At 64.9% G+C, this 18978-nt stretch carries 16 protein-coding genes and 2 pseudogenes; 10 read left to right on the plus strand and 8 right to left on the minus strand.

The window, feature by feature from the left end; genetic code table 11:
* The first annotated feature begins 506 nt into the window (after positions 1-506).
* Both VK682_RS20975 and VK682_RS20980 read left to right on the plus strand, forming a co-directional pair.
* Positions 507-866, plus strand: a complete 360-nt coding sequence (locus VK682_RS20975) for a TA system antitoxin ParD family protein (protein ID WP_089851822.1) — start codon at positions 507-509, stop codon at positions 864-866.
* 14 nt (positions 867-880) lie between these two features.
* A complete protein-coding gene (locus tag VK682_RS20980; protein ID WP_324782529.1) occupies positions 881-1450 on the plus strand; it encodes an ATPase in 570 nt (189 codons plus the stop codon).
* Positions 1451-1691: 241 nt separating this feature from the next.
* On the opposite strand, the gene VK682_RS20985 is transcribed toward VK682_RS20980, so the two are convergent.
* The gene (locus VK682_RS20985) at positions 1692-2489 is read right to left on the minus strand and encodes an MmyB family transcriptional regulator (RefSeq protein WP_324782491.1); all 798 of its coding nucleotides are present in this window, start codon (positions 2487-2489) and stop codon (positions 1692-1694) included.
* 179 nt (positions 2490-2668) lie between these two features.
* On the opposite strand from VK682_RS20985, the gene VK682_RS20990 reads away from it, so the two are divergent.
* The 4 genes from VK682_RS20990 to VK682_RS21005 all read left to right on the plus strand — a co-directional run bounded on the left by VK682_RS20990 (position 2669) and on the right by VK682_RS21005 (position 8097).
* Positions 2669-3025: a hypothetical protein gene (locus tag VK682_RS20990; protein ID WP_324782492.1), complete on the plus strand. Its 357-nt coding sequence runs from the start codon at positions 2669-2671 to the stop codon at positions 3023-3025.
* Positions 3022-3351 (plus strand): DUF1330 domain-containing protein, encoded by a 330-nt coding sequence (locus VK682_RS20995; RefSeq protein ID WP_324782493.1) that lies wholly within the window; start codon positions 3022-3024, stop codon positions 3349-3351. The genes VK682_RS20990 and VK682_RS20995 overlap by 4 nt, the downstream gene beginning before the upstream one ends.
* Before the next feature lie 261 nt (positions 3352-3612).
* Positions 3613-3948: a VOC family protein gene (locus tag VK682_RS21000; RefSeq protein WP_324782494.1), complete on the plus strand. Its 336-nt coding sequence runs from the start codon at positions 3613-3615 to the stop codon at positions 3946-3948.
* Positions 3949-4164: 216 nt separating this feature from the next.
* Positions 4165-8097, plus strand: a complete 3933-nt coding sequence (locus VK682_RS21005) for a PAS domain S-box protein (RefSeq protein ID WP_324782495.1) — start codon at positions 4165-4167, stop codon at positions 8095-8097.
* A gap of 102 nt (positions 8098-8199) precedes the next feature.
* Here VK682_RS21005 and VK682_RS21010 read toward each other — a convergent pair whose 3' ends face one another.
* Together VK682_RS21010 and VK682_RS21015 are read right to left on the minus strand one after the other, a co-directional pair.
* Positions 8200-8580, minus strand: a complete 381-nt coding sequence (locus tag VK682_RS21010) for a response regulator (protein ID WP_165616925.1) — start codon at positions 8578-8580, stop codon at positions 8200-8202.
* A 180-nt stretch (positions 8581-8760) separates the two neighbouring features.
* Positions 8761-8968: pseudogene (locus VK682_RS21015) on the minus strand (transposase); the annotation flags it as partial.
* A 450-nt stretch (positions 8969-9418) separates the two neighbouring features.
* Between VK682_RS21015 and VK682_RS21020 the strand changes: the two are divergent.
* A complete protein-coding gene (locus tag VK682_RS21020) occupies positions 9419-11380 on the plus strand; it encodes a CHASE4 domain-containing protein (RefSeq protein WP_324782496.1) in 1962 nt (653 codons plus the stop codon).
* 102 nt (positions 11381-11482) lie between these two features.
* Here the strand turns inward: VK682_RS21020 and VK682_RS21025 are convergent, their stop codons facing one another.
* Genes VK682_RS21025 through VK682_RS21035 form a run of 3 tightly spaced genes read right to left on the minus strand, consistent with a single transcriptional unit; the run spans position 11483 to position 14927 of the window.
* Positions 11483-12193 carry a sulfite exporter TauE/SafE family protein gene (locus VK682_RS21025; RefSeq protein ID WP_230796986.1) on the minus strand — a complete coding sequence of 237 codons (711 nt, stop codon included), beginning with the start codon at positions 12191-12193 and terminating at the stop codon, positions 11483-11485.
* Complete coding sequence (locus VK682_RS21030; protein ID WP_324782497.1) at positions 12190-13587, minus strand: amidohydrolase family protein; 1398 nt, start codon at positions 13585-13587, stop codon at positions 12190-12192. Before VK682_RS21030 ends, VK682_RS21025 begins: the two co-directional genes overlap by 4 nt.
* The gene (locus VK682_RS21035; RefSeq protein ID WP_324782498.1) at positions 13584-14927 is read right to left on the minus strand and encodes a uracil-xanthine permease family protein; all 1344 of its coding nucleotides are present in this window, start codon (positions 14925-14927) and stop codon (positions 13584-13586) included. Before VK682_RS21035 ends, VK682_RS21030 begins: the two co-directional genes overlap by 4 nt.
* A 175-nt stretch (positions 14928-15102) precedes the next feature.
* Here VK682_RS21035 and VK682_RS21040 point away from each other — a divergent pair, with 175 nt between their 5' ends.
* Positions 15103-16119 (plus strand): substrate-binding domain-containing protein, encoded by a 1017-nt coding sequence (locus tag VK682_RS21040; RefSeq protein ID WP_324782499.1) that lies wholly within the window; start codon positions 15103-15105, stop codon positions 16117-16119.
* Positions 16120-16170: 51 nt separating this feature from the next.
* On the opposite strand, the gene VK682_RS21045 is transcribed toward VK682_RS21040, so the two are convergent.
* Complete coding sequence (locus tag VK682_RS21045) at positions 16171-17031, minus strand: alpha/beta fold hydrolase (RefSeq protein ID WP_324782500.1); 861 nt, start codon at positions 17029-17031, stop codon at positions 16171-16173.
* A gap of 106 nt (positions 17032-17137) precedes the next feature.
* Between VK682_RS21045 and VK682_RS21050 the strand changes: the two genes are divergently transcribed.
* Entirely contained in the window at positions 17138-18100 is a 963-nt protein-coding gene (locus VK682_RS21050) for a LysR family transcriptional regulator (RefSeq protein WP_324782501.1), read from the plus strand.
* A gap of 276 nt (positions 18101-18376) precedes the next feature.
* Here the strand turns inward: VK682_RS21050 and VK682_RS21055 are convergent, their stop codons facing one another.
* The gene (locus tag VK682_RS21055) at positions 18377-18760 is read right to left on the minus strand and encodes a DUF1761 domain-containing protein (RefSeq protein WP_324782503.1); all 384 of its coding nucleotides are present in this window, start codon (positions 18758-18760) and stop codon (positions 18377-18379) included.
* 116 nt (positions 18761-18876) lie between these two features.
* On the opposite strand from VK682_RS21055, the pseudogene VK682_RS21060 reads away from it, so the two are divergent.
* A pseudogene (locus VK682_RS21060) lies at positions 18877-18948 on the plus strand (hypothetical protein); the annotation flags it as partial.
* Positions 18949-18978: the final 30 nt, after the last annotated feature.

Raw genomic sequence — 18978 nt, forward strand, 5'->3', positions numbered from 1 at the left:
GTGAGAGACAAAAACCAGACCAGTGCGCCCTAACTTGCGGCGCGCTGCCCGTCATGCCCTCGAATTCCGTTCCGCCTCGTCTGCAACCAGCTCCGCGTTCCCGCCTCGCCGCCGCCCCGTCTGGCGTCCCGTCAGCACCTCAGCGCCGCCGGTGAGGGGCTATCTACGGAATACAACAAACACCCGCAACCCCTTTTTCGCAAAAACTTCACGGGCAACAGAAAGAAAGGTTTTTCGCCTATCCCGAGGGCGTTGCGCCCCTCTCGGGCGCTGGCCTGCACCTTCAGGCTCGCACCGCGCGCCCCTTGGGCCCCCATCCTCCGAATCCCTGCCCTATCCCCCGGCGAGAGATGGGGCCTGCCGCGCCGCGTGTCCCCGGCCCCGGGGAGGTCCGCCGCGCCTCCAGCCCCCCTTTGCGCAGAAGAAGGCGCGGTCACGGGTCCGGCCCCTCCCCTTGATTTTGAGGTAGCAAAATGCCACCTTGGCGGGAGATCGAGGAGGACATCATGGCCCAGTCAGTGAAGCTTTCAGATGACGTGATGGCGAGCGTGCGCCGGGAAGCCGATCTCCACAGCCGGTCCGTTGCTGGCCAGATCACCCACTGGCTGCGGCTCGGACGGGCGATCGAGCAGTCGGGCGCCTATGACCATACCCGCGTGACGGCAGCACTGGAGGGCCGCCTCGACACGGTCGAGCTCGGGGACGAGGAAGCCGCCGCCTGGCTGGATGCGTTCACCGAAAAGATGTCTGCCCCTTCCACGACGGAACAGGCCTTCTTTGCCAAGCGGCAGAAGCTTGGCCGGGGTGTCGGCCTCGACGCGGCCGGAAACCTCATTCATGCGGCAGGATCTGACGCGGCAGCATAAGACCCAGTCTCGTCCTGCTTGCGGGCCCGAACGGCGCGGGAAAATCCACGCTCTATCAGACCCGGGTCGCCCCGAGCTTTTCCGGGCCGTTCATCAATGCGGACCTGATCCAGCGCGACGAGCTCAGGGATGCCTCGATGGAGGCGTCCTACAGGGCGGCAAGGATCGCAGCCGAACGCCGGGCGGACCTTCTGGAGGCCCGCAAGAGCTTCGCGACCGAGACCGTCTTCTCCCACCCCTCGAAGCTGGACGTCATCACGGACGCGCGCGCGCGCGGTTATATGGTCATCGTCATGCATGTGGGCGTGGATGATCCGGACCTCTCGGTCGCGCGGGTGCGGGCCCGCACCGAAGAAGGAGGCCACGACGTCCCCGAGCAGAAGATCCGCGACCGCTATGCAAGAGGCCAGCCCCTGATCCGGCAGGCCGTGCGTCAGGCCGACCGGGGCATGGTCTTCGACAACTCGAGACTCAACGCGCCGCCTCGCCTGTCCCTCCTCTTTGCCGCGGGGCGTCTTGTTCAGGCGGAACCGGTGCTGCCGCGCTGGATCCTGTCCGGCTATGCCGAGGATCTGGTGATCTGACGCCGTGTTTTGCCCGCGACAGAAGATGCGCGCCCTGTGTTTGCCATGGAAGGGGTCACTTCCTGACGGCAGAGCCCGTCCGGGCAACCTCCTCAAGGCATCGGGCAAGCGGGATGTCCGTCAGCCTGCGGACCTGAAGCCAGAGTTTCCCGGCATAGGACGCTGTCACACCGGGTCGCCTGCGGACCGCTGGCCTTGGCGCAGATCTTTCCGGAGTCTGCTGTCGGCCTGCCAATGCCGGTCATGATCCGAGGTAGAGGCCTGCCATGGCCTCGGCTGTGTCCTGATCGGCGGGAAAGAACGCCTCGATCGTCACTTCGGACAGGGTGACATCGACCGCCGTGCCAAAAACCGTCGTCGTGCTGATGAAGGACAGCGGACCCCTGCTGCTTTTCAGCCGCAGCGGGACCGCGATATCCTGAGGCTGCCTTGGCATTCGGGGCTGTTTTGCGGGTTCGGGGCAGGGCAGCGCTGTGAGTTCGGCCCGGAGAGCGGCAAGGCGCGCGTCAGCCGTTGCCTCGATCTCATGATCCAGCCGGGCAAGGACATGCGCGCGCCACGCGCCAAGGTTGAGGATACGCGGGGCGAGGCCTTCCGGATGGAGGCTTACGCGCAGAACGTTCACCTCCCCTGCCAGCAGGTGCGGCGCGACGCCGGTCAGCAGGTAAGGCACGGCGGCGTTTGCGGCGAGCAGGGTCCAGTGGCGATCCACCGCCAGCGCGGGATGCGGCAGATGCCCGCGCAGAATCCGGCTGACCGCCTCGCGGGCGGCAGAAAGGTCGGGCGCGTCAAGCGGGCGTTGCGGGAACTGCGCCGCATAACCGCCCGCGTTGAGCATGAGATTCCGGTCCCGCAGCGGCAGGCCGAGATGTTCGGCCAGCTGCAGGATCATGTCGCGGCTTGGCTGGGAGCGGCCCGATTCCAGAAAGCTCAGGTGGCGCTGTGAAATCTGCGCCTCGAGGGCAAGCGCGAGCTGGCTGAGCCTGCGCCGGGTCCGCCACTGCTTCAACAAGGATCCGACCGTGTGCTTCTGCTCCATGGGGGCAGCCTCTTTGTTCATGCGCCTCGGTCCAATTACCTCTGAGGTAATGGACGGCTGTCGCCGGTCGCAAGATAGTCGGGCCATCCCTTCGGCAAGCGGAGCCTGAAATGATCGAAGATCCACATAGACCCAGCCTGAGAAACATCCTCGCCCTCGACGCGGCGACATGCACCGCCATGGGGCTGCTGCTTGTTCTGGCCGCGGGGCCGGTTGCGCGGCTGACGCAGATTCCGTCAGGACTGCTGTTCTGGGCGGGGCTGCTGCTGCTGCCCGTCGCCGCCTTCATGGCGCTTGTGGCCAGAGCCCTGCCTCCGCCCGGCTGGGCGGTCGCCGTGATCGTGGCGGCAAACCTGCTCTGGGTTGCGGCCAGCCTGATCCTGCCGGGGGCGGGCGTGTTTGCGCCAAGCGCCCTGGGCTGGGTCTGCATTCTGGCGCAGGCAGCGGGCGTCGCGCTGTTCTCCTGGCTGGAATGGACGGCACGTCCTGCGGCCATTGCGAAAATCCGACGCCGAACCGAAAGACCGCGCCCATGACCTGCTATGCCATCGGCCATCTGCGGACCGTCCAGATGGGACCAGAGATCATCGCCTATCTCGACGCCATCGATGCCACTCTGGCGCCGTTCGACGGACGGTTCCTCATTCATGGCGGCCAGAACCATCTGCTGGAAGGGAGCTTCACCGGCGATCTGATCGTGATCGCCTTCCCGGATCTGGCCCGGGCCCGAGGCTGGTATGGATCGCCGGACTATCAGAAAATCCTGCCGCTTCGGTCGGAGAATGCCGAAGGCGACGTGTTCATCATCGAAGGTGTGGCTGCGGATCATCGCGCACCCGACATCCTTCGGCAGGAAGCATGACCGCAGGCGCGTCAGGGATCGCCATCGATGCCGCATATCAGGGGGATCCTGCGGTCATTTACCGGAACCCGCGCGGATCCCATCCGGGCCACAAAGACCGCTGCCCCCGGCCCGAATTGGGCGGTGATCCGCGCTGTCATCCTGCGGGGGTGTGAAATCGGCGGGCGGGTGCCGCCCGGCATGGGGCGACGAGGTGGGGCGGCAGGTGCTAGATTCAGGGCGCGCAGGTTCAGGAATGGCGCCAGTCAAAAGGGAGAGCCCATGAAAATCCGGCCGGGGAAAAATATCGCAATCAAGGTGCCGCGTCACAAATGGCAGGAAACGGTGGCCTTCTACCGCGACAAGGTCGGGCTGAAGGTCGCAAGGGAGCTGACGAACAGCGTCGGATTTGTCTTTGGCGAGATGACTTTGTGGGTGGACAGGGTCGAACGGCAAAGTCAGGCTGACGTCTGGCTGGAGCTTTTTACAGAGGATCCGGATCGCGCGCTCGATCATCTGGAAAGCCCGCAGCGCGACGAGCTGGAGCCTCTGGACGGTGTGACCGGGCATTGGACTTCGGATCCGGCTGGCGTGGTCCTGCTGCTCAGGAACGAATGACCGCACCGGCTGTTCCTGGTGAAATCCGGCAATTCCGACGCACCGCCGCTGGGGCGTCCGGAGGGGTCTTTGCGTGTCAGGCTGGCTGCGGCAGGTCAGAACACGCAGATCTGCGCGTATCTCGCAGGGCCCGATTTGCAGTGAATTAATTTGCTTAAATTAATTCTTGTAAATAGCCTAAATAACAAGAGTTCACCACCAGACTGTGAGGCAATAATGACCACATTTCCGGTGCTGTCTCGCGCGGCGATAGACGCCTATGATCACCTTTCGCTTCCGGTCTGGGTGTTTTCGGCCAAAACCCTTCGGATTCTGAGCGCGAACGCCGCCGCGCGCGACTGGGTCGGATATGACGCTGAGACATTGCAGGCCATGACCATCGCCGATCTGCGGCCCGAAGCGGACCGGGGCAGGATCGTGGATCGGGTCCGCGCGTTCGATGGCGTCAGAGCCGATGCCGGGACTTGGACCATCGTCGCAAGCTCGGGCATTCCCTACACCGCCTCGTTCACCTGGAGCAAGGTCGTAGTCGAAGGCGCCGAAGCGGTCGTGGCAAGCATCCGCGATGTGACGCGGATTGCCCAAGCCGAAGCGCTTGTCGAAGCGCTGAGCCATCAGAACGAAACGCTGCGCCGGACTGCCAGCCTGTCAGCGGCGCATCTTTCGAGGCTGTTTGACGGGCTTCCCGGCAAGATGGTGGTGCTGACACCGGGGGACTACACGATTGTGGCCGTCACCGATGAATATGCGCATGCCGTGAGGCTGGACCGCGACGCGTTGCTGGGCAGGCGGCTGCTGGACCTGTTCCCCGACGACCCCGCCGACCCGCAGGCGGATGACGCGGGCAACCTTCGCGCCTCGCTGCGCCGCGTGGCCTCTCTGCGCGTGACCGATGTGATGAACCTGCAATGCCAGCCCGTGCGCCAGTCCGATGGCGCATTGCAGGACCGGTTCTGGCTGCCGCGCAACAAGCCCGTGCTCGATGCTGACGGGCATCTCATCTACATCGTCCACCGTGTCGAGGACATGACCGAGGTTCTGGCCGGGAAAGGCGCACCCGACACGCCCGGGGCCGACGCCATCACCGCGCTGCAGACGCGCACCGCGCTCTTTGCGCTGCGCGAGCGGGAAACGCGGCTGAAAACCGCGGAGATGCTGCTGGATCTCGGCGCATGGGAATATGACTTCGAACGCGGCGCCCTGAGCTGGTCTGACCGGGCGTTCGACATTTACGGCGTCCCGCGCGACCGGGAGGCGCCGGATTTTGATGGCTATGTCGCGCTGGTGCATCCCGATGACCGGCAGCAGATGCTGGCCGCCTATACCTGTTTCTTCGAGTCGGGCGCGCCGGAGATCGAGTTCCAGCACCGGATTCTCCGCGCCGACGGAACGCTGTCGTATATCCGGGGCGTCGGCGTGCGGCATCAGGTGGACGGGCGCGACATCGCCATAGGCTTCGTGCAGGACATCACCGCCATCAAGCTGACCGAGGAAGAACTGCTGCGTCAGGGGCGGCGGCGCGAGCTTGCGGGGCGTCTGGCGCGTCTCGGAAGCTGGCACGCAAGCCTTCAGGACACGCATGTGTCATGGTGTGACGTGACCGCGGACATTCACGATGAACCCGACGGCTTCTCGCCGACGCTGGAACAGGCCATCTCTTACTACATCCCGGAACATCGCGACCGCATTCGCGCAAAATTCGAGGCCTGTGCGAAGGAAGGCCGCCCCTACAACGAAACCGTGCAGATCGAAACAGCCAAGGGACGGCGGGTCTGGGTGCGCACGCTCGGCGAGCCGATCCGCGACGAGAGCGGCGCAATCATCGCGGTCGAAGGCGCGTTTCAGGACATCACCGACCTGATTGCGGTGCAGGACAAGGCCTCGGACCTGTCCGCGCGGCTCCGGGCAACGCTGGAGGGCATGAACGATGCCTTTTTCCTGCTGAACGAGGCCTGGCAGTTTGCCTTCATGAACTCCATGGCTGAAGCATTTCTGCAACGTACGCGAGACGACCTGCTGGGCAAATCCCTCTGGCAGGAATTCCCGGAGGCGGTCGGCAGCACCTTTCAGGAGCATTACGAGCGCGCAATCGCCGAAGGGTGCGCCGTCCGTTTTCAAGCGTATTATCCTCCGCTGCAGAGATGGTTCGAAGTCAGCGCGGACCCCACCACAGCCGGGCTTGCGGTATATTTCCGGGACATCACGCAGCAACGCGCCCAGAATGCCCACCTGCGTCTTCTGGAAGCCGCAGTCTCGCGTCAGAGCGACATTCTGCTGATTACCGAAGCAGAGCCGATCGACGCACCGGATGGTCCAAAAATCGTCTATGTCAATGACGCCTTCGAGCAGCTCACCGGCTTCTCCCGCGACGAGGTGATCGGACTGACCCCCCGCCTGCTGCAGGGCCCGAAGACCCAGCACGAGGAGCTTTACCGTATCCGTCAGGCGCTGGAGAAATGGCAGCCGGTCCGGTCGGAGCTGATCAATTACACCAAGTCCGGCGAGGAATTCTGGCTGGAGCTCGACATCGTGCCGATGGCGGACGAGACGGGCTGGTTTACCCATTGGATCGCGGTCGAGCGGGACATCACCGCGCGCAAACAGGCCGATCTGGCGCTTCAGGCCAATGAGGAACGGTTCCGTCTGGTCAGCAAGGCGGCGGGCAGCGCCATCTGGGACTGGGACGTGACGATTGGCCAGCAATGGTGGAGCGAGGGCCTGCGCGACATTTTTGGACATGAAAGGGATACGTCCGGCACGGTGCCGACCGTCTGGCGCCGGCATGTCCATCCCGACGACATGGCGCAGGTCAATGCCGCCTTGGACCGTCTGATGACGGATCAGGACAGCGTCCTGCGCGAGCAATACCGGTTTCGGCGGGCGGATGGCAGCTGGGCATTTGTCGAGGACAGGGCCTTTGCCCTGCGCGATGACAACGGCAGGGTGCGCCGTGTTCTGGGATCGCTGACCGATATTACAGATCAGAAACTGCTCGAAGAGCGGCTGAGCCAAGCCCAGAAAATGGAAACGGTCGGTCAGCTGACTGGCGGCATAGCGCATGATTTCAACAACTTGCTGACAATCATTCTGGGCAATACCGAAATCCTTGCAGAGGATCTGGGCGAGCTGCCGCATCTGCAGAGACTGGCCAAGATGTGTTTGGACGCAGCCGACCGCGGGGCGGAGCTGACCAGCCGGCTGCTGGCCTTTTCCCGCAGACAGGCCCTCGAGCCCAAGGTTCTGGATGTCGCGCAGCTTGTTCAGGGCATGGACGGGCTGCTGCGGCGGACGCTGCCCGAAAGCGTCGAGATCGAGATCGTGCGCGCGGGCGGGCTCTGGAAAATCGAAGCGGATGCCTCGCAGCTTGAACTGGCGCTGCTCAATCTCGCCGTAAACGCCCGCGACGCTATGCCGAACGGCGGCAACCTGACCATCGAGATGGCCAATGCCATGCTGGATGACGAGTATGTCGCCCTGGAACCCGATGTCAGAGCCGGGCAGTATGTGGTGATTGTCGTCACCGACACGGGCACCGGGATTCCGCCGGAGGTGATCGACCGGGTGTTCGAGCCATTCTTCACCACAAAGGAGGTGGGCAAAGGCTCCGGCCTCGGGCTGAGCATGGTCTACGGCTTCGTCAAACAGTCCGGCGGACATATCCGGGTCTATTCGGAACTGGGCGAAGGCACCGCGATCAAGATGTATTTCCCGCGCTCCCGGATCAAGCAGGAGGTCATCGTCACGCTCCCTGCCGCGCGCAAGCTGATCGGCGGCACCGAGACCATTCTTGTGGTCGAAGATGACGACGCTGTCCGCCAGCATGTCACCGCGCAGCTTCAGGGGCTGGGCTATCAGGTGCTGGAAGCCGCCACAGGCGCCGAGGCCATGGACGTTCTGGACCAGTCGCCTGCGGTCGACCTGCTGTTCACCGATGTGGTCATGCCGGGGGGCATGGGGGGGCGGGATCTCGCGGATGCGGCGCGCAAGCTTCGGCCAAGCCTGAAGGTCCTGTTCACGTCCGGCTATACTGAAAACTCGATCGTCCATCACGGGCGTCTGGACCCGGGCGTCAAGCTGCTGAGCAAGCCCTACCGGCGTGAAAAACTGGCCGTAAAAATCCGCGAGGCCTTGGACAACGCCGAAGACTGAGGCGGAGCGGTTGGGCATGGCGATGCCGCGGGCGGAGGGTCAGACCCTTGCAGCCTTGCGGCACAGGAAACCCCCGGAAGGGCCGTCCGGACCTGAACCCCGCTAGAGCAGGTCGTCGACGGCGTTCAGCAGCGTTGCCCTTCTGAACGGCTTCTGAAGGATCGCGTTTGCCCCGAAGAGCTCGGCACTGCTGGTAATTCCGCGCAACTCGGCAGTTCCCGTAGGGATATACCTGGATCCCCCCGTGACGATCAGGATGGGCGTCTTTTTGCAGACCTTGCGGATTTCCATAACCATCTCCAGCCCGTCAAAATGCGGCATGAAGAGGTCCGAAATGATCAGATCGAAGCTTTCCTTGGACAGCATCTTGGGGACGCGGTCGGAAGAGCTTTCCACAGTCACCTCGTGCCCGGAAGTCACGAGAATGGTCTCCATGGTCGCCGCTACGGCAGCATCGTCATCTACGATGAGGATCTTCGCCATTCTTGTTTCCTCCTTCGACGAGACGTGCCTACAAGGCTGCAGAAAATTCAACGCTGCCGCCCCGACCCCGCGGAGGCGCATGCCCCCTTTGGCAACATGACCTAAGGTGCTTTCAGGCGCAGGCAAACCTGCCAGGTCGTTTAGCATGAACAACCATGGGCATACAGAGCCAGCTGGACCCGCGACGATTCGCTTCAGCCTCGCGCTCGTCCTCAAGCTGCTTCAGTCGGCGCTTCTCGTCAGGCAGCAACCCGCCATACTTCTTCTAGGCAAAGTAGGTCGACTGCCTGATCCCTGCCTTGAGGCACTTCTCGGCGACCGACGTCCCCTCCTCGCCTTGTTTCAGGATCAACGCCTTCTGCGTGTCTATGAACTTCGATATCTTAATCGTTTGCGGGTTTCGCAAAATCCGGGACGGGCATTTCGGTAAATCCCGGACACGCGCCTCATAGGACCTCTGACGGGGCCGACATCCACCGACAGCACGCGACGCATGCCCTCGATGCCTGGATCCGCGCCTGCCATAGAAGCCGCCCCCATCAGGTGCCTGCCCGGCGTCGGTCAGCCGAGGCATACACATTGGTGGCTTGCCCTGCGCAGATTCCGCTGGGACGGGACACAGTCACAATGTCATCAACCTCTAGGGCGTGCTACGGTGCTGAGGGGGCGGATTTCAGACTGAGGCCCGTCATGTCGCGATCATACGGTCATTTGCTCACACATCCAAAAAATACAGAAAGCTGTTCCTATCGTGACTTTTTGGAAAGATGACCGACAGAAACAGCCGCTACACCGTCAGCTGTTTCTCTCCATGCTGGTTGTATTGGGGATAGTCGCCATGAGCCTGGTCGTTGTGGGCTATAACGCAATCAGCGTGACGGATACGACTGCGAAGGCAAGGCAGGAACGCTTTGCGGCAAGACTTCTTGAGGCGGAAATCAACAGCCTGCCGGACCAGCAGCGCAGCGCCACGGTCTGGGATGACGCGGTCCTCAACACCGAACTGCGCGATGACGACTGGATCGACGGCAATCTTGGCGCCTGGATGCAGGATTATTTCGGGCATGACGAAAGCTATCTTCTGGATCGCGACGACCGCCCGATCTTTGCCTCGGTCGATGAAGAGCGCCAGCCTCTGGAAGTCTTTGACGCGCGTGCGGAGGACATTGCCCCGCTTGTCGGACGGCTGCGCGCCCTGATGTCCGAGGCAAGTCAGAATGTCGAAAATCCTTACGAAGAACTGGCCGAGGTGTCGGTGGTTTCTGCGGTACACCTCGATACCGGCCCGGCCATTGTCGCCATTGTCCCCATCATCTCCGATACCGGGGAGATCGCGCAGGTCCCCGGCTCCGAAAACCTTCATGTTGCGGTGAGATATCTCGACGCGGAGTTTGCCCGGACAATTGGCGATCCTATCGAGCTCCGGCAGGTCGCCTTTTCAGACGATGCCTCCTCGGATGACCTGGCAAGGGTGCCTGTGACCGATAGCGACGGGGCGCCCGTGACATGGCTGGTCTGGACTCCCGAACGCCCCGGGATGGGGCTTTTTTTCAGCGTCCTGCCCGTGCTGTTTGCCAGTGCTGTGGCCATCGCATTTTTTCTTTGGTGGATCATTCAGCGCCTGCTCCGCGTGTCGAAACAGTTGCGGACAAGCGAGGAGCGGCTGCAGCAGTCGCAAAGGCTGGAAGCGGTAGGCCAGCTGACCGGGGGCATCGCCCATGACTTCAACAACCTGCTGACGATCATCATGGGAAATACCGAGGCGATTCAGGACCGGCTGGGACCGGACCATCCCCTGCGGCCCTCTGCCGATCTGACCGCGCTGGCCGCGGACCGTGCTGCGGATCTGACAAGCCGCCTGCTGGCGTTTTCCCGCAAGCAGGCGCTGCAGCCGCAGGTCACCGACCTGAACGCTGTCGTCTCTGGAATGGAAGGCATGTTGCGCCGCACAATCACCAAGGACATCGACATCAGGATCGTGGCCGCAGCAGATCTCTGGCGGACAGAGGTCGACCCCGCCCAGATCGAGTCCGCATTGCTTAATCTTGCGATCAATTCCCGGGATGCCATGCCCGAAGGGGGTGTCCTGACAATCGAGACGGCCAATGTTGCCCTCGACGAGGACTATGTGGCAAGCGAACCCGGCCTGACTGCGGGTGAATTCGCCATGATCTCGGTCAGCGATAACGGACACGGCATCGCGAAAGAGCAGCTTGGCCGGGTATTTGAGCCGTTCTTCACCACGAAGCCTGTCGGAAAGGGCACCGGTCTGGGGCTGAGCATGGTCTATGGCTTCGTGAAGCAGACCGGGGGTCATATCAGCGTCTATTCGGAACCCGGCAATGGCACGACCGTAAAGATCTATTTCCCACGGTATTATGGCACCACTCCGGCACCAGCCGGAAAGGTGCAAGAAAAAGCCGCCCTACCCGGGCAGGAGACCATTCTGATCGTGGAAGACGACAGCCTGATCTCGCAGCAGCTTTCGTCCCAGCTGACGGATCTTGGCTATAGCGTGCTGGCGGCCCCAGCCGGCGCCGCCGCACTGGCCATCCTGAAAGAGCGCAGGGACATTGACCTGCTTCTGACCGATATCATCTTGCCCGGAGGCATGAACGGGCAGCAGGTTGCCGAGGCTGCCAAAGCGATCAATCCTCAGCTGAAGCTTCTTTACACCTCCGGCTATTCCGAAAACGCGATCATACATCATGGGCGGCTCGCGCCGGGCACGGAACTGCTGAGCAAACCCTATCGCCGCTCCGAACTCGCTTTGAAGATACGTCAGGTTCTGGAGGCGTGAGCCCGCTGAAAACCGAACCGGCTGACCGAGTGCCGATTGGACAGGCCTTCTGACGTCGCGCCAAGTGACCGGTCCCGGCCCCCTCCCCTGCGGCCTCAACGACTACCCCTTCAGGATCAGGGCGGCGCCGCTGACGATGGAGAAGATCAGCACCGCAAGCCGCAGCGCGGGGCCGTTGATGCGGGCATGGACCACGCGGGAGAGGAGGGTGCCGACCAGCACGGCGGGCACAAGCATGACCGCCGCCAGCATCTGGTCCTGCGTGATGCGGCCCGAGAGCAGCAGGATCACCAGCGAGATGACCTCGCCCACCAGGAAACAGGTGGCGACGGTCGCGCGCAGGGTCGGCCCCTCGGCATGCTGATAGAGCAGCGCGAGGGGCGGGCCGCCGATGCCGGTCGCGGTCTCGGTGATGCCGGTGAAGAGCCCCACCCCCACCGAAGCTGGCGGGGTGATCCGGAAGGGCGGCGCCATCAGCGCCACCGCCGCGGCAAGGATGGTCAAAAGCCCCACCGCGATCTCGAGCTGGCGGACCGACAGCGCGATCAGCACCGCCATGCCCAGAAAGGTGCCGAAAAAGCGGCCCGCCGTGATCCAGCCCGCGCCCTGCCGGTCGATGGCCTGACGCTCTCGCCATGCGACAAGCAGGTTGAGCGGCAGCATGAGCACCAGCAGCGTCACCGGCAGATAGGTGGCATCGACGAAGCCGAAGACAGGCGCCATGATCAGCGCAAAGCCGATGCCGACGGCGCCTTGGATGAAGGCGGCACCGCCCACCAGCAGCGACAGGGTCAGGAAAATCGTCAGGGTCACGCGGGCCTCGCGGCGCTCAGGCTGTCCGCCGTCGGATGAAGGCGCTGGATCGGTGCCGCAGCAATCGCGGGGCCCGCCCTGTCGCGGATTTCGGCCATCAGGGCGCGGGCGTCCCAGTCGACGGGCCAGCCCCCGACCATGCGCAGCCGCCCGCAGGTGAAGACCGCGTCGATCTGATCACGGCTGCCATAGCGCACCAGTTCCCATGTCAGATCGTGGGAGGGGGTGAATTCCGGACGGTCGAGATCCACCAGCAGGAAATCCGCCGCAAGGCCCGGCGCGATGCGACCGGTGACGGCGGCAAGGCCGCTGGCCTCGGCGGCCATGCGGGTGGCGGCGTCCAGCCACAGCCAGCCCGCGCCGCAGGAACTGTCCCCCGAGGCAAGGCCATAGCTGATGCGCTGCAGGCTTTCGGCGGCATCCATCAGCCGGAAGCCGTCGGCGCGCGTGCCATCGGTGCCAAGCCCGAACCGGATCCCCAGCGCCTGCATCTGCAGCGCGGGCGCCACGGCATTGCCTTTCCAGACCGAGGCCACGGGGTTATAGGCCACCGCCGTTCCGGTCTCGCGCAGCAGGGTCAGTTCGGAGGGCGTGACCAGCGTGGCATGGGCGATCAGGGTCTGCGGCCCAAGCGCGCCGACATGGGCCAGATGCTCCAGCGGGCGGCAGCCCCGCGCGATCACCGATCGTTCGACCGCGGCCAGATGCTCGTTCACATGGGTCTGAAAGACCGCCCCCGCCTCTGCCGCCATGCGCGCGACATCGCGCAGCATCCCGTCGCTGGCCGCCTCGGGGATCGAGATCGCCAGCGACGGATGGATCAGCGGATCGCCCGCATAATGGGCCAGATGCGCCTCGGCGCTGCGCAGGATGCTGTCGCGGTCGGGGATTTCGGCCGATCCGCCCAGATCGTTGCAGATCCGCGCGATCACGGTCCGCAACCCGGTTTCGCGCGCCGCATCCGCGAGCCTGCCCACATGGCCCGCCGACCGCGTGCCGGCATCGACGGCGGTGGTGAAGCCGCCGCGCAGGCATTCCAGCGCCGCAAGCTTGGCGGAGAGATAGACCATATGTTCGTCAAGGCTGCCTTCCAGCGGCACCCAGATGCGGCGGAAGATCTCGGAGGGCTCGCCAAAGACCAGCGACTTGCCCAGCGACTGGGTCAGATGGGTATGGGTGTCGATGAAACCGGGCATCATCAGGTGATGCGGCAGGTCGACCCGGCCCGCGCCGGGATGGCGGGCGCGCAGCACCTCCGCCTCGGCGATCTCGGCAAAGCGGCCCGCTTTCAGCAGGACGGCCAGTCCGGGCCGGGGACCCGAGGGCAGCAGAAGCCGCCCCGGAGCCACGATCAGGTTTTCGGTCGACGCAAAGGCGTGACGAAGGTCGGTCACTGGGCAGTCTCCCCCGTGTCATGAGGTTTGGGTGCGTTGAACTGGAACATCGCGTTGACGAGGGCGGCGGTGATCGTCCCCATCGCGAGGCCGTTGCCGAGGATCATCTGCGACCATTGCGGGAACTGGCTGTAGACGCCCGGCACGAGGATCGGCATCAGCCCCATGGCAAGCCCCGAGGCGAGGGTGAACATCGCGCCATGGTCGCGCAGATCGACCCGGCTCAGCACATGGATGCCGATCACGCCGATGATCGAGAAGACGATGACCGCGGTGCCGCCCACAACCGCCCCGGGCAGCACGCTGGCCAGCCGCGACACCGGCGCGATCAGCGCGATGATCACAAGGATCACCCCCGCCGCCGCGGTCACATAGCGCGAGCGCACGCCGGTGGCGCGGACGATGCCGACATTTTCGCCCGAGGTGATGATGAGCGAGGTGCCGAACATCCCACCCAGAACCGAGGCCACGGCATCGCCGCGGATGGTGCGCGGCACGATGGCATGGGCATCGCCCTTGCGGTCCACGATCTCGGCGGTGGCGATGGTCTGGCCGGTGGCCTCCGCCATGGAGATGATCGAGACGATGATCAGCGGCAGCGAGGCGAGGATGTCGAATTTCGGCATGCCGAAGGGAAAGAGCTGCGGCACCGCCAGCAGCGGACCCTGCATCACGCCCGAGGCGTCAAGCCGCCCCAGCGCCGCCGCCAGAAGCGTGCCCGCGATCAGCCCCAGCATGACCGAGATCCGCTGCAGCGTGCCGGTGAAGACGCGCGAGAAGATCACCGTCAGCGCGATGGTCGCAAGGGCAAGGCCCACATTGACCGGATCGGCAAAGCCCTCGCTGCCCGGCCTGCCGGTGATGGCGCCGCCATAGATCTTGACGAGGTTCACCGCGACCAGCAGCAGCATCGTGCCCACCACGATCGGCGGAAAGAACCGCAGCAGCCGCCGGAAGACCGGCAGCGCAAGGAAATAGAACAGCCCTGTCATCAGCACCGCGCCAACGGCGGTCTGCACGTCGGTCTGGGTGGCGATGGCAAGGAAGATCGCGATGGGGGCACCCCCCGGCACCATGATGAAGGGCAGCCGCGCCCCCAGCCCCGCCGGACCGAAGCTCTGCAGGATCGAGCCCAGACCGCAGACCAGAAAGGTCGCGCTGATGATCGACACCGTCAGCGCGGGCTCGAAGCCCAGCGTCTGCGCAACCAGAAACACCGCCGTGATCGGCGAGGCGGCCATGACCAGCACATGCTGGAAGCCATAAAGGACCAGATCCTTCAGCGGCAGTTTCTCGTCCACCGGATCGAGCCGGGGGTGGTGGTCCAGCACCTTCGTCATATGCATTGTCCCTGTGTGCATGAGCGGCGTCTGCTTGCGCAAATCTTCTGCGATTTTTATGCAAATCGTTTTGCTAAACTCCGATTTACCATGGTGAACGATTCGTGCAAATCGTTTTGTTGCCTCGCTGCGGCGCGGGTGCTAGGAAGGCCGCGCAGCGTGGACGGGGGATCAGGTGCGAAAACCGACCATCTCGGATCTGGCCCGGGCGGCGGGCGTGTCGGTGACGACGGTCTCTCATGCCTTCAGTGGCCGCCGCCATGTCGATCCCGAAACCCGCGACCGGATCCAGCGGTTGGCCGATCAGCTGGGCTATCACCCCAGCAGCACGGCCCGCGCGCTGCGCAGCGGGCGGACCGGGATCATCGCGCTGGCCTCCTCCATGCCCTTCGCCGTGGCGGCGGGCCCCTCGCGCCTTGGCTTTCTGATGGAGATCGCGGCCTCGGCGGCCATGTCGGCGCTGACCCGCGATCTGGCGCTGTGCCTGATCCCGCCCCATCCTTCGGCGCAGAGCTACAGTGCGGCAAGCTTTGACGGGGTGATCCTTGTCGAGCCGATGCGGGATGACCCGCTGGTCGCGCATTTCGAGGCGCGCAAGACCCCCATCGTCTCCATCGGCACGGTGGCGGGCCGTCCGGACATTCCGGCGGTCGACATCCGGTCCCGGCAGACCGCAGAAATGCTGCTGGATCATCTGGCCGGACAGGGCTGCCGTCAGGTGGCGGCCCTGATCGGCGCGGGCTCGCGCACTAGCCAGATCGAGAGCATCGAGGCTTATGAGGCCTTCGCCGCCCGGCAGCAGATCCGCCCCCGGCTCCTGCTGCTTGACGAGGAGGAGGCCGAGGAGACCGCCTATGGCCAGATGTGCGACCTGCTGCACAGCGATCCGGAGATCGACGGCATCTTCGCCGCCATCGACGCCTTTGCAACCGGCGCGGTCCGCGCCGCCCGGCAGCGCGGCCGTGCGATCCCGCAGAGCCTGCGCATCGTGACCCGCTATGACGGGCTGCGCGCCAAGCTGTCCCAGCCGCCGCTGACGGCGGTCGACCTGCATCTGCCTGCGGTGGCGGAAAAGGCCGTCACCCTGCTGCTGAACCAGATCGACGGCCACAAGGGCGCGGAGATGGCGGATCTGCCGGAGCTTGTCGCCCGGGCCTCCTCCCTGACGCCCGGCGCGGACGACCGCCCCTGAACCTCGGCCCTGCGCCGCGCCTCCCCCGCTTGCCGCAGGGCCGCCCCGCCCTCAGCCAGCGCCCTCCGCTGCGGCGCCCAGATGCGCGAGGACAAGCGCGGTGATCCGGTCAGGCTGGTCTTCCGGGGCGAAATGCCCGCATTCCTCCAGAACCGTCAGCCGCGATCCGGGGATGGCGTCATGAAGCCTGTGCGCCCAGTCGACCACCTGCCAGCGGTCCTCGGCGCCCCAGATCAGCTGCACCGGCAGCCGCCCCAGTTCGGACAGCCGGTCGGCCACCTCCAGCGTATGGACCGGATCGTAATGCCGGATCTGATGCTGAAAGAGGCTCGGCTGCCCGATCCACCCGGAGATATGATCGAGATAGCTCTCCAGCGGGCCCTCGGCGAAGCGGTCCCTGTGGTGGACAGCACTCAGCAGCCAGTCGCGGAAATGCCGCCGGTGGACGTCTTGCGGGGCCTGCACCAGCGCGTCGAGACCCTGCGCCATCTGCGTCCGGGTGCGCGGCGAGGGATAGCTGTCATAGCTGACCACATCGATCATCGTGAGCGAGATCAGGCGCTCCGGATGAAAGATGCCGAAGCGCTGCGCGATGCCGCCGCCGAAATCATGCGCCACCAGATGACAGCGATCGAGGCCCCAGTGCTCCAGCATCGCCCCGAAAATCTCCACCTGCGCGGAGATCGAGGTATCGACCTGCGGATCCTGCGGACGCTCCGACAGGCCGAACCCCAGCAGATCGAAGGCATGAATGCGATAGCCCGCCGCCGCCACGCGCGGCGCGATGTTGCGCCAGATCAGCGAGGAGGAGGGCGTGCCGTGCAGAAACACGACCGGGGCGCCCTCTCCCTGAACTCCGCTGGCGATGCGGTGGCCGTTGACAAGAACATGGTCGGTGAGGAGCGGGGTCATGGCGGTTTCTCCGGAATGCAGCTTCAGGCCCAGACTGGAGCACCGGTGACATGACGTAAAATGCAGATTTTGACAGGAACCATCCAGATATGTCATGTCATCCCCCATGACAAAGCTGGATATCGGGGCGCTGCAGGCCCTTTGCGCGATCCATGACCATGGCGGCGTGTCCCGCGCCGCCGCCGCCCTTGCGCTGTCGCAGCCGGCGGTCTCGCACAAGATCAGGCGGCTGGAAGCGGCGCTTGGCTGCACGCTGCTGGACCGTCGCCCGGGCCGTCCCCGGTTCACGCCGGAGGGTGAAAAGCTGCTGTCCTATGGGCGCCGCATCCTCGCCCTGCATGACGAGGCGCTGCATGCGCTGAGCACCGAACCGCTGAGCGGACGGATCCGGCTGGGCGTGACCGAGGACATGACAAGCGGCGGGGTGTCCCGCGTGCTCGGGCGCTTCACCCGCCTTTACCCCGCCGTCGCGGTCCAGATCAGCGTGGCGCAGAGCCGGGTGATCGCGCAGCGCCTGAGCCGGGGCGAACTGGATGCGGGGGTGTTTCAGATATTCGCCAGCGACCGCCACCCCGGGGACGTGACGCTGATCGAGGACAGCCTGCACTGGGTCAAATCGCCCGATCTCGTGCTGGACATGGCGCGGCCGATACCGCTGCTGGTCTTTGATGACGACTGCTTTTACCGCGACTGGGGCCTGCATCGCGCGGCCCAGCCGGGGGCGGGATTCCGCATCGTCATGGAATGCGCCAGCATCGCCGGCATGACCTCCGCGCTGCGCGCCGGGCTGGGCGTCAGCCTTCTGAACGGGCGGCATGTCGGGGCGGGTCTCGACATCCTCGCCGCACCTTTCCCGCCACCGCCCGAGCTTGCCTATGTCATCCGCACCGGCCCCAAGGCGCGCAGCGCCACCGTCAGGGCGCTGATCAAGATCGTGGCGGGCGAACGCGACTGGCCTTCGGAGCAGCCGGGCAGGGACGCGGCCCGCCTCCCCCCCGCCAGCGCCCGTCCCGGCGGGCCCGGAGGATCTGCTCCAGACCCGCAGGCTGCATCATACCCTGAGACATGAGATCCTGTGCGATCCAGATATTGCGCGCTGACCAGCCGGACCCGGCAGGTCGCCCCCGCCGAGCGCTTCCCCCCGTCGATCCAGCCCCATGCCAGCGCAACCCCTACAGCCGGCCCAGTCGATACAGGGCTCTTGCAGAGACGGATCCAGAGCCCGTCGCGGGTCGCGGCATGCGCCGCAAACCAGCGGTGAAGGGCGGCGGGATCGGCGAAGCTCAGGGCGGTGTCGTCGGGATCGGTCCTCCTCCGGCCTGAAAGGCAAAAAGCACGGCCACGGTCACCAGAGCTGCGGCCAGATGATAGGCCCCGCTGATGGCGCCATAAAGAAGGGGGCGCGGGATGTTGGGGTTGAGGCCGGTATTGACCGTGGTCGCGGCCAGATAGCCGCAGCCAGGGAAAGCCCGAGCCCCAGCGCCTCCGGCAGCGTGCCGGAGCCAAGCCGCGCCATAAGCACGGCGGTGGCAAAGGCGGTGATCAGGCCCCAGAGGGCGGAGCCTACGATCATCAGCGGGGCGGGCCTCGACTTGGGGACAGGCGCGCGCCCCAGCGCCCGCGCATAGGCGCGGCCAAAAAGCAGCGTGAACCACAGGCCGCCCAGCAGGAACGAGGCGAGGGCGGCGGCGATGATCCCGGTCCAACTGATATCCGAGAGGGTGAGCACGGGGTTTGTCCTTTAGAGCTGTCTAGACCCCGTATAGACCCGCCCTACTGACAGTTTCCGGCAGCAGGGTGATGGCACGATCCGACCGACTTCTTCGTCTGCTGCAGGTCATACGCATGAAGCCCGCGCCTGTCACGGCGGCAAGCCTGGCCGAGGAGACCGGCGTGTCGCTCCGCTCGGTCTATCGCGACATTGACAGCCTGCGGGCCGCAGGCGCG

This window comes from Salipiger marinus (assembly GCF_035481585.1).
Lineage (GTDB): Bacteria > Pseudomonadota > Alphaproteobacteria > Rhodobacterales > Rhodobacteraceae > Salipiger > Salipiger marinus.

Coding starts and splice junctions, on each gene's coding strand:
- VK682_RS20975 (WP_089851822.1), top strand. CDS start 507: ATGGCCCAGTCAGTGAAGCTTTCAGATGACGTGATGGCGAGCGTGCGC.
- VK682_RS20985 (WP_324782491.1), bottom strand. CDS start 2,489: ATGGAGCAGAAGCACACGGTCGGATCCTTGTTGAAGCAGTGGCGGACC.
- VK682_RS20990 (WP_324782492.1), top strand. CDS start 2,669: ATGGGGCTGCTGCTTGTTCTGGCCGCGGGGCCGGTTGCGCGGCTGACG.
- VK682_RS20995 (WP_324782493.1), top strand. CDS start 3,022: ATGACCTGCTATGCCATCGGCCATCTGCGGACCGTCCAGATGGGACCA.
- VK682_RS21000 (WP_324782494.1), top strand. CDS start 3,613: ATGAAAATCCGGCCGGGGAAAAATATCGCAATCAAGGTGCCGCGTCAC.
- VK682_RS21005 (WP_324782495.1), top strand. CDS start 4,165: ATGACCACATTTCCGGTGCTGTCTCGCGCGGCGATAGACGCCTATGAT.
- VK682_RS21010 (WP_165616925.1), bottom strand. CDS start 8,580: ATGGCGAAGATCCTCATCGTAGATGACGATGCTGCCGTAGCGGCGACC.
- VK682_RS21020 (WP_324782496.1), top strand. CDS start 9,419: ATGAGCCTGGTCGTTGTGGGCTATAACGCAATCAGCGTGACGGATACG.
- VK682_RS21035 (WP_324782498.1), bottom strand. CDS start 14,927: ATGACGAAGGTGCTGGACCACCACCCCCGGCTCGATCCGGTGGACGAG.
- VK682_RS21045 (WP_324782500.1), bottom strand. CDS start 17,031: ATGACCCCGCTCCTCACCGACCATGTTCTTGTCAACGGCCACCGCATC.
- VK682_RS21050 (WP_324782501.1), top strand. CDS start 17,138: ATGACAAAGCTGGATATCGGGGCGCTGCAGGCCCTTTGCGCGATCCAT.